Below are 15,384 nucleotides of genomic sequence, written 5' to 3'. Positions count from 1 at the left end.
CATCAAATATAGTTTTTTGAAAGGAGGCAGGGTCATGACAAGTCCAGTAGCAGTATCCAAGGCTGAGGCCATAAGTGAACAGTTAACCGAGATCCGTCGGCATTTGCACCGGCATCCTGAGCTGTCCCATGAAGAAGTGGAAACCACGAAATACATCACCTCCCTGCTGGAAGAGGCAGGAATCAGAATTATAGATTACGGTCTGAAAACCGGAGTCATCGCTGAAGTCGGTGGTCTGCAAGGAGGTCCGGTAGTTGCTCTGCGCGCCGATATCGATGCTTTACCGATTCAGGAGGAGACCGGACTGCCGTATGCCTCGGTATACCCGGGGAAGATGCATGCCTGCGGGCATGATTTTCATACGGCTTCATTGCTTGGAGCCGCGTATCTGCTAAAGGAACAGGAGCAGGAGCTGAAAGGAACGGTCCGCTTCCTGTTCCAGCCAGCCGAAGAGAAGGCAAAAGGTGCGCTGCAGATTATAGACAGCGGTGCGCTGGAAGGCGTTAGCGCCGTCTTCGGAATTCACAACAAGCCCGAGCTGCCGGTGGGAACGATCGGCATCAAAGGCGGTCCATTAATGGCAGCCGCCGATGGATTCAGAATAACAGTGACTGGAGCTGGGGCGCATGCGGCTGTGCCTGAATCAGGTATTGATCCTATTGTAGCGGCGGCGCAAATCGTTACGGCACTGCAGACGGTTGTCAGCCGTAATGTAAGCCCGCTGAACAGCGCGGTGATCAGTGTAACCAAGCTGCATAGCGGGAACGCCTGGAACATTATCCCGGAAACGGCGGTGCTCGGCGGTACGATTCGTACGTTTACTGAAGAGGTGCGATCCAAGGTTCTGAAACGGTTCGTTGAAGTTACGGAAGGCATAGCAGCAGCGCTTGAAACGAAGGCGACTGTGGAGTGGATCGGGGGCCCGCCGCCGACGATCAACGATGAATCCCTGGCTCAGCTGGCCAATGAGACGGCAGCTGCCCTGGGACTGAATGCGGTGACGCCGGAGCTTTCACCTGCGGGCGAGGATTTTGCTTTCTATCAACGAGTCGTCCCTGGATTGTTCGCCTTCGTGGGCACTTCCGGTACCCGGGAATGGCATCATCCTGACTTCAATCTCGATGAACGGGCATTGCCGCTTACTGCAGGATTCTTCACAGATGTCGCGAGGCGCTATCTGGAGAGCCTGTCCACGGAAGAGCAAGGCTGAGCATGAGTGGCCCGATCTACGATGTGATCATCGTTGGCGCCGGCTCCATGGGAATGAGCGCCGGTTATCATTTGGCCCGCAGAGGTGTTAAAACGCTTTTGATTGACGCGTTCGATCCGCCGCATACCGAGGGTAGTCACCATGGCGAGCCGCGATTGATCCGGCATGCTTATAGCGGAGACCCTGCTTATATTGATCTTGCGCTCCGGGCGCAGACGCTATGGGAAGAGGCAGAAGCAGAGAGCGGAACGGAGCTGCTGGTAAGGTCCGGCGTGCTGAATCTTGCGGACACTTCCGTTTATTCCTTCAGCGGCCGGCTTCATGAAGCGGAGCAGCGAAAGGTGAGGGTCGAGCGGCTTGCTGCGGAGGAAATCAACCGCCGCTGGCCGGGACTTACGGTACCGGATCGTTTCGAGGCTATGTATGAGCCGGATGCGGGATATTTATACAGCGAACGCTGTATTACTGCGTACCGCCAGCTTGCATTAGCCCATGGTGCGAAGCTGCTGGTGAATACACCTGTGCTGGATGTGACTGCCACAGAAGGTGGCGTCACCGTCCATACGAAGGATGGCGACTTTCACGGAGCCAGCGTGATTCTTAGCGCTGGAGCCTGGTTTCAGTCGTTGTCGCCCTTTATCAATCTGCCGATCCGAGCCGTTCGCAAGGTGGTTGGCTGGTTCCAAAGTACGCCGGCTTTTGATGCCGGAACCTTCCCGGGCTTCACGCTGGGTACGACTGAAGGCGGCTTCTATGGCTTCCCGAGTATCGGCGGTGCGGGACTCAAGATTGGCAGGCATGATACCGGGCTGACATGGAAGCCGGGAGAGCCATTGTTACCCTTCGGCAGTGAGGACAGCGATGAAGGCGATCTGCGCCGGGTGCTGGATAAGTACATGCCGGGTGCAGCCGGAAGGCTGCTCAAGGGGGCGGTATGCAAGTATGAGCATTCGCCGGATGAGGACTTTATTATCGACAGGCATCCGCTGCACAATCATGTGCTGCTAGCCGGAGGCTTCTCGGGACACGGCTTCAAATTTTCAAGTGTGGTCGGCGAAGTCTTGGCAGACCTTGCTACCGATGGGCGTTCGCGCCATGAGATCAAACCGTTTTCGCTGTCGCGTTTTGATACGTGAAGCGAAGCGGAAGTCAATGTTATTTTGGAGGGGACATAATGAGTATTGTGAATATAGAGGGGTACCTGAACACTCATCAACAATTGGTTCAAGCAATAGAAGGACTGTCTGATGAACAGTTGAAATGGAAGGCTGATCCGGGGAGCTGGAGCGTGACAGAGGTTCTGACGCATCTGGCGGATCATAGTATCGTTATCTCTTTCCGTATTCGTGACATTCTGGCCGATACGAAGGTGCAACTCCCGGCATTCGGTCAGGACGCATGGGTAAGTGGCCAGCATGCCAATGCGGGCAGTGCCGGAGATAGTCTGGAGCTTTTCCGCAGCCTTTTGCATTATAACGGTCTCCTGTTTGGGCGGCTTAGTGCAGAAGAGTGGGAGAAGAGTGGCATTAATTTCAAAGGCGACAAGGTGCGGATCGTTGATATCGTAACCAGCTTTACCAACCATGTTCAGACGCATTTGGGTCAGATTGAGCGGATTAAAAAAGGAGCCGCCGCAGCGGCGGTATCTTAAACCAGTAACCGTTAGCGCTCTGCATATTACATTTTTAGGAGGAGAGAGAATATGGCGAAGTCAAAACAATTGAAACTGGGAGCCTTGCTGCACGGAGTGGGGGGAAGCACCTCTACGTGGCGTCACCCTGATGCCAAACCGGATGCCAGCGTGAATTTTGAGCTTTACAAGTCGTGGGTACAGAAGGCCGAGGAAGGTAAGCTGGATCTGATTTTTATCGCAGATGGTCTGTATATCAATGAGAAATCTATTCCGCATTTCCTGAACCGTTTCGAGCCGTTGACCATTCTCAGCGCATTGGCTGCCGTCAGCACCAACATTGGGCTGGTAGGCACCTTGTCCACCTCCTACAGCGAGCCGTTCACTGTTGCCCGTCAGTTCGGATCGCTGGATGTGATCAGCGGTGGCCGCGCAGGTTGGAACGTGGTAACCTCTCCACTGGAAGGCTCCGCCCTGAACTATGGTAAAAAAGAGCATCCAGACCACAGCAAACGGTATCGGATTGCTACGGAATATCTGGAAGTCACTCGCGGACTATGGGATTCCTGGGAGGATGATGCTTTTGTCCGCGATAAGGAATCCGGCGTCTTCTTTGATCCGGAGAAGGTGCACACCTTGAACCACGAGGGAGAGTTCTTCTCCGTAAAAGGGCCGCTTAATATTGCCCGCTCCAAGCAGGGGCAGCCGGTCATTTTCCAGGCAGGCTCGTCTGAGGTTGGCCGGAACTATGCCTCGCAGGAAGCGGACGCGGTGTTCACAGGCCATGATACAATAGAATCCGCACAGGAATTCTATCGTGATGTCAAAGCCCGCGTGGCAGCATCCGGCCGCAATCCGGACGAAGTGTTAATCTTCCCAGGCATCGGGCCAATCATTGGTGATACGGAGGAGGAAGCGGAGCGCAAATATCAGGAGGTTGCTGGCCTGGTAACGATTGAGAATGCGCTCAACTATTTGGGACGATTCTTCGAGCATCATGACTTCTCCCAATATCCGCTGGATGAGCCGTTCCCTGAACTGGGCGATCTGGGCAGAAACAGCTTCCAGAGCGGGACTGACAAGATCAAGAAGGATGCCAAGGAGCAAGGCTTGACCTTGCGTCAAGTGGCTCTGCAATCGGCTACGCCGCGTACGAGCTTCATCGGTACGCCGGAGCAGGTAGCGGATCAAATTCAGACCTGGTTCGAGTCGGAAGCGGCAGATGGCTTTATGATCGCGGAATCTGTACCGGGCGGGCTGGAGCAATTTGTGGAACGGGTCGTGCCGATCCTGCAGGAGCGTGGACTGTTCCGTACAGAATACGAGAGTGACACACTGCGTGGCAACCTCGGACTGCCGGTACCGGAGAACCGGTATGTAAAGACTTCGGAAACTGCTGGTAGTATCTAATAGAAAAGCCATGGTGCTCTGTTTTTGCAGAGGCGGCCATGGCTTTTTTTGATTTTGTTCGGGCAAGGTGGCATATTTGCCGCTTTGCCCTTGCGTATTTACAGAGACGATTAAGGCAACCCGATAGGGCGGATCGGCGTTTTATTTTGACACAATATATGTTGGGGTGTCTGTCTTGAAGATGATATGATTAAATGTATAAAAATATAATTTAAAACCATTATTAGGTATTATTTAATTGCCAGGTATTTAATGGATTTTTAAGAGAATGTTTCATCAAACCTACAGAATAGCGAGCGCTTCTTTGCTCTAAAAGGGATGGTATAAGCATGGTAGTAAACCCATTTAAAAAAGATGAAGGTAAAGTATTGGTACACGAATCATATCAAAGACTGCTCGATCAATGGGGAATACCTGTTCAAGAAGAGGATATCCCTACTAGTTACGGTCAAACTCATATCATTACTGCCGGTCAGTCTATTCATCCTCCGTTGCTGCTCTTTCATGGCGTAGGTGATAATTCTGCTTTGATGTGGATTTATAACATTTCTGAACTGTCGAAGCATTTTTACGTTATTGCTGTCGATACAATTGGAGGACCAGGCAAAAGTAAACCTAACACCAACTATAATAAAACCTTTGATCAGGCGATATGGATTGACCAAATACTACAGCATTTAAAGTTTGATTCCATTAACATCGCTGGTGTTTCCAATGGGGCTTATCTAGCCAGTTACTATACAATCACCAATCCTTCTAAGGTCAATAAGATGGTCGGGCTAGCGGGTGGAATCAAGGTGAGCATGCTAAAGATGATGATGCTTTTTCTACCAGAGGCTTTACTGCCATCGTCTGACAAAACAACAAGAAAACTGCTCAGAAAGCTATGCGCACCTAATACTTCAATTGTATTTGAAAACAACGAGGAGTTAATGTCTCAGTGGACATACTTACTTAAATATTTTAACAACAGGTCGATGATGGTTCATAAGTATAGAAAATTTACAACGAATGAACTGTCAATCTTGAAAGAGAAAGCGTTTTATTTAATCGGAGAGTATGATCGGTTGTCCAATTATCCGGGAGCTATTGAGGAGCTTGAAAGAAACAAGATCGCATATAGGATCATTCCAAATGCAGGGCATGGTATAAATCATGAGCAGGCAGATCGTGTTAACGAAGAACTTATTAATTATTTTGGTGGGAGAAATCCTTAATCTGCAAAATAATGAGTCTATCTAAGCCGAACAAAAGAAATTAACAAAAAGTGAAGATGGGCGAACGGGGAAGTTTGGAACCGCAGACGCAAAACGCTCGCCTGAATGCTTTCCACAGGAACACTAGGCACTGGAACGTAACCTGTCGACAGATTTCAAGCGCTAGAAGCGTAGAAGCGGGATATCCCCCTTCACCAGTTGTCTTAACAATGAAAAAAGGGGTACCTCCCCCAACTAACCATTTTAATAGTGAAAAAGGGCCACCTCCCTAACTAACCGTTTTAACAGTGAAAAAGAGGAACCACCTCGCAACTAACGGCAATTTTGTACCTTATTTTTCTTGAATATAGTCAAATGAGGGGAATAAGGGCATTATTGTATCTTATTTTTCGAAAAATCACGCTGGACGGGGTATCCTGGAAGATTTAAGGTACAATATTGCACTTAATCTTCAATAACCCTTAGCTACGGAGGATTTAAGGTACGAAAATGCCGCTAATTACACTTCGTTCCTTCTTATATAAGCTTTCTTTTCTCTTGGTTATGTTTTTTTTAATGCGTTCTATACAGCTATTAGTTTTGTTATCTTGCTCTCTTATTCCAGTGTATCAGCAGGAATGGCGGTTTTAAGGTATAGTAGTGCTGCAGGCCATTCAAAGCGAACGCAAGGACTTACTGGAGGAATGCCGGTGGGAACGGTTGTGACCAAAATTTTCGAATATAGGGATGAACAAATAGAGGCGCTGGGGCAAGCCGATATCACACTTGGAGCAGCAATGCAGCGGCTTGGCCGGGTGGAACGGGTCATTATTCCGGATCTGTTCGCTGCGCTGGTGCATGCCATTGTGGGGCAATTAATCTCGGTGAAGGCGGCGGCGACAGTCTGGGGAAGAATGCAGGAACAGCTTGGTGAGATTACTCCGCAGAATTTGCTTCTATATACGGCAGATGATATTCAGCACTGTGGCATGACGATGAAAAAAGCCCGCTGTATCGAGGCAATTGCCCGTACTGTGGCGAAGAGGGAGCTCGATTTGGAAAATCTGCGTGAACTCCCGGATCAGGAAGTCATCGCCAGACTAACGGCATTGCCCGGAATTGGCCGATGGACAGCAGAGATGCTGCTGATCAATTCCATGGAACGCCCGGATATCGTAAGCTGGGGGGATATCGCTATAAGGCGCGGCATGATGAAGCTGTACGGACTGGATTCACTCACCCGGGAGCAGTTTGAACAATACCGGAAGCGTTATTCTCCTTGGGGTTCTGTAGCGTCGATCTACTTGTGGGAGCTTTCTTTTGAATAGATGCGCATTGAAAATGCAAGACATGTTATGAAGGAAGGAAAGAGATTATTCAATATGGATAGAACCATAAGGGAGCAGCTGTTATTATTAACCGATGCGGATTATCAAAAATTCTCTGCCGGGCTTATCCCGAATGTATCCAACATCTTGGGTGTTCGGTTACCCGAGCTTCGTAAGTTGGCAAAAGGGATTGCACGGGGAGATTGGCGGGCCTATCTAGAGCAGGCTGATAGCGAATACTTCGAGGAAATCATGCTGCAGGGCATGGTCATTGGTTACGCGTCTAGCTGCAAGAATGCAGATATCGAAGAAATATTGAAGTATATCGCCGCTTTTGTATCCAAGATTGATAACTGGTCAGTGTGCGACAGCTTCTGCATCGGATTGAAGTTCACCAGCAGTCATCGTGACCGGGTATGGGACTTTCTCCAGCCTTATCTGGCATCCGATCAGGAATATGAGATCCGGTTTGCAGTGGTTATGTTATTGAATTTTTATGTCGAAGCGGATGATATGGATCGGGTATTAGCGAAGCTAGATGTAATCAAGCATGAAGGATATTATGTCAAAATGGCTGTGGCCTGGGCGTTATCCGTTTGTTATGTCAAACATCCTGAGCGGGTAATGACTTATCTGAAGCATAACTTCCTTGATGATTTCACATTCAATAAAGCACTGCAAAAAATTACGGAATCTTACCGTGTCAGCTCAGAGGACAAGCAGATAATCCGGAGTATGAAACGCAGATGAGACCCTGCTGCATATCGTCTTGGATCTAGGCGGGATGACTGGGCAAGTTAAGCATAAGCCGAAAGTGAGATTTGGCTCCAACAGTAATATAGGGAGTATATAAAAACGGAACGAAACGAACCCCCACCAGTCCGAAGTTGGATCGGTGGGGGTTCGTTTGTAATATCGGATGGAGCCGCCTGTATTAAGTTGACTGTGGCCTTATTTCCCGTTGTTCTTTTGACTGCGTAGACGTTCCAGTTCGAGGTCTACGGCTTGGCTCAGCTTGGGATCTACTGCAGGGCGGGCAATGTGGCCGGATTGTTCTGCCAGCACTTCCCACTCGTTAATTTTCTCCTCCATACGCTCGAATCCACGGGAGGCCGTGTTAGTAGCATTCAAGCCATATTTGCCATAGTCATTGGCACTGCCGCTATTGCTGCGGGGAGCGGATTGGATGGTCTCCGATGCTTTGCGGGCACGTTCTGCGAGTTCGGCTCTTTTGGCCTTCAGGCGAGTGCGTTCTTCTTTGGCTCTGGTGATGTTGGCTTCGAGTGTAGCCAGCGTTTGCCGGGTCTCCTCTAGACCGGTCACACATTCTTGAATACTTTCGGTGTACCGCAGTTTGGCTACCACAGCCAGGCGCGCTGCTTCTTCATTGCCTTGGGCCATAGCATTAAGGGCCTCGGATTCACTTTGTTCCACTAGTTTCGTGTATTCTTGCTTACGACGCTCCAGCACGGTCGCGGCGACTTGCAGATCACGTTCATTACGTTCTGCCGTTTCAATTTCTTCCTCAAGATCGCGCAGGTATTGTCCAGTCAACAGGATGGGATTCTCCAGTTTGTTCAGGCCTTCGTTCAGGGCGGCTTTAGTCAGGGTTGCAATTCTATTCAGGATACTCATAAGTAATCTCTCCTCATAATTAGGTTGGGTTCACAGGAACAGGGCAACAGTGGATTAATAGAAATCGTGTTTATCAGAAAAGTTGCCATACGGCTCTTGGGGAACCAGAATACTCAAGATGATGTACAGCAGAGCGACTGTGCCAAAGCTGAAGAATGCACCCACCACCGTAATCACCCGGAGGATTGTCGCATCGATGCCAAGCCATTGGGCTATTCCTCCACACAGACCACTAAGTTTCTTATCATTTCTGGAACGGTAAAATTTTGTCATGCTATATCTTCCTCTCCTGGGTGAGTTTTATTTGAATTTGTTTAACCGGCTTGCTTATGTACTTATTGTAGGATCTTTTGAAGGTTCGCAAAACAGCCTGAGGACGGTTTTATGCACTCGACCTAAGGCGGGGAAGGCTCCCGCAGAAAGACGGGGATACTATGGGAAAACGTGATGGAGAGGGGGGAATAGTCATGATAGAGCATGAAAAAAGATGAGATATCATGAAAAAGCAGCCCCCGGATGGGAACTGCTTAGTTTGTAGTGATGTGAGAATGTTACCCCCTTAAGGATTTTCAACCTCGTCGGGTCAGTGCCCAGAATAAAATGGCCGCGGCGCTGACAGTGGCGCCCAGCAGGCACACCGCATTCCAGCCACCGTGGGCATACGCATAGGTCGAAGCGAGGGAGCCGGAAGCACTTCCTATGGAGTAAAAGATCATGTATGCGGCGGTGAGACGGCTCCGAGCTTCGGGTCTTACGTTGAAAATCAGGCTCTGGTTGGTAACATGCACGGCCTGAACAGCCAAGTCCAGAAGTATAATACCGCCTAGCAGTGCGAGCAGTGAGTAGTGCAGCAGTGAAATTAGCGCCCACGAGGCTAGCAGTAGAATTAGAGCTAGCCCGGTGGTACGCTGGCCGAATCCCCGGTCGGCCAGTACCCCGGCCCGAGCTGCTGCGAGGGCACCGGCGACCCCGGCCAGGCCAAAGGCACCGATGGCCGTGTGCGATAGGGAGAAGGGCGGCGCGCTGAGCGGCAGCACCAGAGAGGTCCACAAGATGCTGAACGCCATAAAGATCAGCAGAGCAAGCACCGCGCGGACCCGCAGGATCCGCTCCTGCACGAATAGCGCGAGAACCGAGCGTAGCAGCTGTGGATACGATAATGACGCGCGTTTCTGTTCCGAAGGCAAGATCCGCAGCAGGATCAGCGCAATAATGGCCATCATTCCGGCGGAGAACAGGTAGACGGAACGCCAGCCCGCAAGGTCGGTCAGCACACCTGCGACCGTACGTGCAAGCAGAATGCCGATGACAATCCCGCTGGTGACAAGGCCGACGATGCGGCCACGTTCAGCGGGAGCGGCCAGAGTCGCCGCGAAGGCGACAAGCACTTGTGTCACAACGGCAAGCAGGCCAACAAAGGCCAGGCCGATGAAGAGTACATTAATCCCAGGCGCGAATCCTACGATGATAAGAGCCAATACAGATAAAGTCATCTGGCTCACAATGAGCTTGCGTCTGTTCAGCAGATCCCCCAATGGAACTAACAGCAGCAGCCCAAGAGCATAGCAAATTTGGGTAATGGTGATAACCACTCCAATAGAAGCATGGGAGATGGAGAATTCACTCGCCAGGGTGTCCAGCAGCGGCTGGGCATAATAGATGTTAGAGACAGCTAGCCCACAGGCGATGGCGAATAACAAAGCTACAGAGCGGGACATCCCCGATGCCGGAAGGTGTGAAGGCAAGGGTTCAGTATGATCGGCAGCCATGGGGATTTGTGAATCAGAGATGTGATTGTTCACAGAGTATCTCTCCTTTTTTAATTTATACTGATTAGTATAATATACTGAATAGTATGAAAAGAATCCAGTAAAATTTAAATTGTCTTAGAAGGAGTATCAAAATAATTAGTATCAGTTTTATTGGGGTTGCTCTGTTTCTTACTGTGTAAATCACTTCAATTTGACAAACTTTATCTAAAACCTTAAAATTATAACATACTGAACGATATGAAAAGAGCTGATGAATATGGTTCGACAGCGGGAATTTGATGAAGGGAAGGCGCTGGATGCGGCGATGCGGGTGTTTTGGGAGAAGGGGTTCGAAGCGTCTTCTTTAAATGATTTGACTTTTGAAATGGGTATTCAGCGCCCCAGTCTATACGCGGCGTTTGGGGACAAGAAGCAGTTATTCGAAACTGCGCTGCGGAAATATACCCAGCTTCATGCATCCGATATCCGGTCCAAGCTGCAAAAGGGGAAAACGGTCAAGGAATCTTTTCGTTTCTTGCTCGTAGGGATCGTGGAAGAGGAATACGCGATAGGGCCCAGCAAGGGATGTTTTTGTATTAATACGATGGTGGAGCTTGCTCCCCATGACGAGAAATTCGAGATTCTGACGCGGGAACATCAGATGTACCTGGCTACGATTTTTCAGGAAAAAATAGAACAGGGCGTACACTCAGGCGAACTGGCGGGTGATACCAATATAAAAGCCCTGGCACAAGGGCTGGTTATCACGCTGATCGGGCTTACGGTGATGATGAAGGCGCGCCCGGAGCGCTCTTTTGCTGATAATGCCATTCAGATGGCACTGACGATGATCAAGTAAAAATTGTATAAGTGAATGAGCCAACCATCGAGGTTGGCTTTTTTGTTTGGGGAAACTACATGGTTTCTTGAGATATTCTGCTCTTAGTGTAATCAAGCTAGCGGTAATTCCAGATCAGAAGGAGTGAATGAATTAATCACAGACAAATATTATTCATAGTTATTCAAATAAAGAAAATATTAACATAAACTATATTTACAATGTGAATATGGAGTTATATAATTCCAAATAAAGGAACATTTTGGGCGTGCTATGGATGTATGCTCCGCTACGTATCAGGAAAAAAGTCACTCAAGACATACTAACGATATTCCATAACGAATGAAAAGAGGTAGAGCTGTGAAAGGAAGAGACATTATTTTAGGCTTGCTGCACAAGAAAAAGAGGACCGGATACGAAATTAATGAGGTGTTCAAGACGATATTTTCACACTTCTTCAATGGTACTTATGGAATGATCTACCCCACACTGAAGAAGCTGGAGAAGGAAAAGGTGATTGACAAGGAGGTTGTATTTCAAGAAGGAAAGCCGAACCGAAATGTGTTTTCAATCTCCGAGGTGGGGACTAAAGAGTTCTTTGAATATTTGATCTCGCCCGTTCAACCGGAAATCCGCCAATCTGACTTTTTGATGAGAATGTATTTTGGAGAGTTTGTTGAGAACGAGGTTGTTATTCAATGGATTAATGATGAAATCAAACAGAAAACAGAGCAAATCGATCAGTTGAAAACAGATTACATTAAGTGGAAAGATAAACTAACCTACACACAAAAAATATCCTATGACATAGGCATTGCACAATACGAGGCGGAAATACAGGTGCTACAGGCCAAACTGGTGGAGATGGGTTAACCTTACAGGAGGTTTTATGAAAAAGGAGATCAATCTTTTTTTAACCATATCTGTGATGTGTATGGGGATATTCTTATGTATGTTAGATACGACTATTATGAATATAACATTGCCGGCTATACAGGATAGTCTGGGTGTAACTTTGAATCAATTATCCTGGGCACTGAATATATACACCATAACTTTTGCAGTAATGACGATTCCTCTAGGCAGATTGGCAGAGATTTATGGTAAGAATAAAATCTACATTTTAGGCTTTATCATTTTTTGTGTCGGATCATTGATTTGTTCTTTTTCTAATGATGTGTCTGTGCTGATTATCGGAAGAGGCGTGCAGAGTATAGGGGCGGCTATTATTTTTCCGATTAGTATGGTTATTGGTATATCCACAGTGTCTATAGAAAAAAGAAGCAGGGTTATAGCGATTCTAGGTGTTACTCAAGGACTTTCAGCAGCGCTGGGACCTTCAATAGGCGGGCTAATCACACAATTTCTCGGCTGGCGCTGGGTATTTCTAATCAATGTGCCTTTGAGCATCATTGCGATTGTGGTCTCCTTCTTCTGTTTAAACATTAAAAATGAAGAAAAAATCAAGAGCAAGAATGATTATAAGGGCGCTTTCTGGTGCGTATGCTTCTTGTTTAGCCTAACATTAGGGTTAACCCAAGGGAACACATGGGGGTGGGAGAGCATCCGGATTATTGGTACTTTTTCAGTCTCTATCCTATCATTCATCATTTTTATTGTCACGGAAAAAAGAAGCCAGTATGCCATGATCAATTTAAAATTGTTCAAGGATCGTCAGTTTAATGCCTCAGCGGTAACCGTAGTGTTCAGCAACCTTTTTCTAATCGGGGTTACCGTGCTCCTGCCGACGTTCCTGAACCGGATTCATGGAGAATCTGAGCTGCGAGCGGCGCTATTAGTGACTCCGATCTCGGCAATGATCTTTGTATTTTCGCCAATTGCTGGTTTGCTGGTTGATAAAGTCGGAAGAAAGGCAGTTATATTCACAGGTTTTATCGCGATGGCTGTTGCTTACTACATGCTTTATCATTTGGACGTATCGAATGGATACACGCAATTGATCATCGCTTGTTTGGTCCTCGGATTTGGTTATGGGATCATTGTGGGTCCGATTACAGTTCTGGCCGCCTCTTCTTTTACCGGAGAATTGCTTACAGCTTCCCAGAGTGTAGTTGGCGTACTACGTCAGGTTGGGATTGTTCTAGCGGTAGCCATCTTTGTATCTGCTCTAACCAACAATATCGCCAGCGCAAAAGTTCAAATATTAGAGCATGCTCAAAAGGAAATTCTAAAACTGGATATTACTAAAGAGCAGCAAGAGATCGTACTGGAAAACACCAAAAGAAACTTAGAGTCGGAGAAAATTAACACAAACGCTTCTGCTAATGATGAGAAAAAAATAATGAGTCCTGAGGAAAGGTCAGCATTAATTGAAGCAGAAGTACAGAAGGCTAGTCAACGACCAGGTACAATGAAGCCCCTGAATGACGCTACTAAGAAAGCAATTAAAGACCAAGTAACCGTTACTGTTGATCAAAAAATCGCTAAAGTTCAAAACGAAGTTAACGCATATGCCGCAGATATCCAGCAGTACTCGCAGAATAAGATCTCTAAGTCGTTCTCAAGTTTATACGGTATTGCTTTTTTTGTGATTATATTCTGTAGCTTGATCTCTTTCTTGTATAAAGAAACAGAAAAGAAGGACAGAAAAGAAGTGATAAAAGTTGATTCATAAAATAAATGATTCCATCTATCGAATCGAGCTGCCCTTGAGTGACACCGGTGGTGAGCATTCTGTGAATTGTTATTTGCTGATGCCGGAGCTACTGTTAGTTGATGCTGGGCCAGCAGATTCAGCTGCCTATAAAGTGTTGGAGGATGCATTAAGGAGTATTAATGTTTCAATAAACCAATTGAACGCTGTAATCATCACACATCATCATTCGGATCACACCGGACTTTTGACAACATTGCCCGACAGCATCCCGATTTATATGAATTCAACCTCAATACAGTATTTCTGTAATTCGTCTGCCATCCAGGATAAAGAATTCATTACAAAGACCATTGCCGAGTCAGTTGATGTGCCGGAACCCAAAAGAGCGAAGCTGATGGAACAATTGTTCAGAGATTACAGGTTGAATGGATTGGAGCATAAGACGCTACACTTGATGGATCAAGAGGGCTGGTTGTTTGATAAATACAAAATCATTTTGCTAAAAGGTCATTCATGCAATGATCTGTGCATTTATTGCGAGAATTATAATATTGTTATAAGCGGAGATTTGCTGCTTGATAAAGTCACGATAAACAGCTTGCTCGAAATTAATCCATCTGATGGGACCCTTGTGACTAATTTGATGAGGCGTTATATGAGCAGTGTTGAGTTTATTCGGACCACAAACGCCGTACTTCTTCCGGGCCATGGAGAGATCATCTATGATGCAGCATCCCTGATCAACAACAATCGGTTGAAGACAGAAAAACGGCTAAAAAAGGCGCAGCGTATTATTAAACAATACGAGAATCTGTCCGTAAATTCACTTTGTGAAAAGCTGTTTCCCGGATTATGCGATCTTGAATATTATTTGGCACTATCCGAAACCTTTAATATCCTGGATTTGTTAGATGAGCAGAAGAGTGTGAAAATAGATAATAGTAAACAAGGAGCACCCATTTGAAAGTAATAAGGGCTTCATTCGCTCAAAAAGCTATCATAGACCGACTCAGAATCATCAAATTGGGGAGAGAATTAACGACCCTTTCACCGGTTGAGCTTAACCTTCATCTGACCACACCAGAGCTGGAGTTATTCAATCGGTTATCCAAAAATCCGCGCAGGCAAAGACAATTTTATTACGGAAGATTACTGTGCAAAGAGTTATTAATCTCGACCCAAAGTACGGTTCAGAAGATGAATGAAATCAATATTATCAACGAAGAGGAGCTGCCGTTCAAAGGACGACCAATATTAGAGGGTAGCGCCAATGCTAGTATTTCTATATCGCATGAAGATGAACTGGTTGTGGGTGCAATTTCAATGGACTCCTTCATTGGAGTTGATTACTGCAAAATCAGACAGCTTCCGGTGATGAATGCTGTTTTCTCCAAGTATGAATTAAAGGTCTTGAACGACGCCTATGATCCTGCTGAGAGAGAGTTTACATCATGCTTAATGTGGAGTATTAAAGAAGCTGTGTTAAAAGCTTTTGGTGTGGGATTTCACTATGGATTTCAGGCGATTGAGATACTGATGACTCCTGATGAATTAGATATTGTTTTAAATGATGACAGGTTAATTGAGATGTATGATTCCAATATGCTGAAAATAGATATTTCCTATTTCACATATGAAGACTATGTAATCTCGACATGTAGGCTCATGAAAAAGGAACAGATCGGAGACAATGCTAAGTCGTTCGCTTAAATATGTGCACGTTCTCGTCTTGCCAATAAGACAGGGGCGTGCTTTTTTCTATTGCTATC

At 46.9% G+C, this 15,384-nt stretch carries 15 protein-coding genes; 12 read left to right on the top strand and 3 right to left on the bottom strand.

What is annotated here, in order from left to right; all coding sequences use genetic code 11:
- Positions 1-34: 34 nt before the first annotated feature.
- The 7 genes from HPT30_RS09565 to HPT30_RS09535 all read left to right on the top strand — a co-directional run bounded on the left by HPT30_RS09565 (position 35) and on the right by HPT30_RS09535 (position 7,524).
- Positions 35-1,210 carry an amidohydrolase gene (locus HPT30_RS09565; RefSeq protein WP_175371172.1) on the top strand — a complete coding sequence of 392 codons (1,176 nt, stop codon included), beginning with the start codon at positions 35-37 and terminating at the stop codon, positions 1,208-1,210.
- A 2-nt stretch (positions 1,211-1,212) separates the two neighbouring features.
- Positions 1,213-2,346, top strand: coding sequence for an N-methyl-L-tryptophan oxidase (gene solA, locus HPT30_RS09560; protein WP_175371171.1), 1,134 nt, complete (start codon positions 1,213-1,215; stop codon positions 2,344-2,346).
- 38 nt (positions 2,347-2,384) lie between these two features.
- Positions 2,385-2,861, top strand: coding sequence for a DinB family protein (locus HPT30_RS09555; RefSeq protein ID WP_175371170.1), 477 nt, complete (start codon positions 2,385-2,387; stop codon positions 2,859-2,861).
- 51 nt (positions 2,862-2,912) lie between these two features.
- Positions 2,913-4,250 (top strand): LLM class flavin-dependent oxidoreductase, encoded by a 1,338-nt coding sequence (locus tag HPT30_RS09550; RefSeq protein WP_175371169.1) that lies wholly within the window; start codon positions 2,913-2,915, stop codon positions 4,248-4,250.
- 329 nt (positions 4,251-4,579) lie between these two features.
- A complete protein-coding gene (locus tag HPT30_RS09545) occupies positions 4,580-5,467 on the top strand; it encodes an alpha/beta fold hydrolase (protein WP_175371168.1) in 888 nt (295 codons plus the stop codon).
- A gap of 689 nt (positions 5,468-6,156) precedes the next feature.
- On the top strand, positions 6,157-6,774 hold the full coding sequence (locus tag HPT30_RS09540; RefSeq protein WP_175371167.1) for a DNA-3-methyladenine glycosylase family protein: 618 nt from the start codon (positions 6,157-6,159) through the stop codon (positions 6,772-6,774).
- Between the two features lie 54 nt (positions 6,775-6,828).
- On the top strand, positions 6,829-7,524 hold the full coding sequence (locus HPT30_RS09535; protein ID WP_175371166.1) for a DNA alkylation repair protein: 696 nt from the start codon (positions 6,829-6,831) through the stop codon (positions 7,522-7,524).
- A gap of 201 nt (positions 7,525-7,725) precedes the next feature.
- Here HPT30_RS09535 and HPT30_RS09530 read toward each other — a convergent pair whose 3' ends face one another.
- The 3 genes from HPT30_RS09530 to HPT30_RS09520 all read right to left on the bottom strand — a co-directional run bounded on the left by HPT30_RS09530 (position 7,726) and on the right by HPT30_RS09520 (position 10,178).
- Positions 7,726-8,409 carry a PspA/IM30 family protein gene (locus tag HPT30_RS09530; RefSeq protein WP_175371165.1) on the bottom strand — a complete coding sequence of 228 codons (684 nt, stop codon included), beginning with the start codon at positions 8,407-8,409 and terminating at the stop codon, positions 7,726-7,728.
- Positions 8,410-8,463: 54 nt separating this feature from the next.
- The gene (locus HPT30_RS09525) at positions 8,464-8,682 is read right to left on the bottom strand and encodes a PspC domain-containing protein (RefSeq protein WP_175371164.1); all 219 of its coding nucleotides are present in this window, start codon (positions 8,680-8,682) and stop codon (positions 8,464-8,466) included.
- A gap of 296 nt (positions 8,683-8,978) precedes the next feature.
- On the bottom strand, positions 8,979-10,178 hold the full coding sequence (locus HPT30_RS09520) for an MFS transporter (protein ID WP_175371215.1): 1,200 nt from the start codon (positions 10,176-10,178) through the stop codon (positions 8,979-8,981).
- A 259-nt stretch (positions 10,179-10,437) separates the two neighbouring features.
- On the opposite strand from HPT30_RS09520, the gene HPT30_RS09515 reads away from it, so the two are divergent.
- The 5 genes from HPT30_RS09515 (at position 10,438) to HPT30_RS09495 (ending at position 15,325) form a co-directional block, all read left to right on the top strand.
- Entirely contained in the window at positions 10,438-11,019 is a 582-nt protein-coding gene (locus tag HPT30_RS09515; protein ID WP_175371163.1) for a TetR/AcrR family transcriptional regulator, read from the top strand.
- Between the two features lie 339 nt (positions 11,020-11,358).
- The gene (locus HPT30_RS09510; protein WP_175371162.1) at positions 11,359-11,871 is read left to right on the top strand and encodes a PadR family transcriptional regulator; all 513 of its coding nucleotides are present in this window, start codon (positions 11,359-11,361) and stop codon (positions 11,869-11,871) included.
- 16 nt (positions 11,872-11,887) lie between these two features.
- Positions 11,888-13,633, top strand: a complete 1,746-nt coding sequence (locus HPT30_RS09505; protein WP_175371161.1) for an MFS transporter — start codon at positions 11,888-11,890, stop codon at positions 13,631-13,633.
- Positions 13,623-14,579, top strand: a complete 957-nt coding sequence (locus tag HPT30_RS09500; RefSeq protein WP_175371160.1) for an MBL fold metallo-hydrolase — start codon at positions 13,623-13,625, stop codon at positions 14,577-14,579. Before HPT30_RS09505 ends, HPT30_RS09500 begins: the two co-directional genes overlap by 11 nt.
- Positions 14,576-15,325, top strand: coding sequence for a 4'-phosphopantetheinyl transferase family protein (locus tag HPT30_RS09495; RefSeq protein WP_175371159.1), 750 nt, complete (start codon positions 14,576-14,578; stop codon positions 15,323-15,325). Before HPT30_RS09500 ends, HPT30_RS09495 begins: the two co-directional genes overlap by 4 nt.
- Positions 15,326-15,384: the final 59 nt, after the last annotated feature.

Source organism: Paenibacillus agri (assembly GCF_013359945.1).
Classification (GTDB): Bacteria; Bacillota; Bacilli; order Paenibacillales; family Paenibacillaceae; genus Paenibacillus_AQ; species Paenibacillus_AQ agri.
This window is presented reverse-complemented; position numbering and strand designations above follow the sequence as displayed.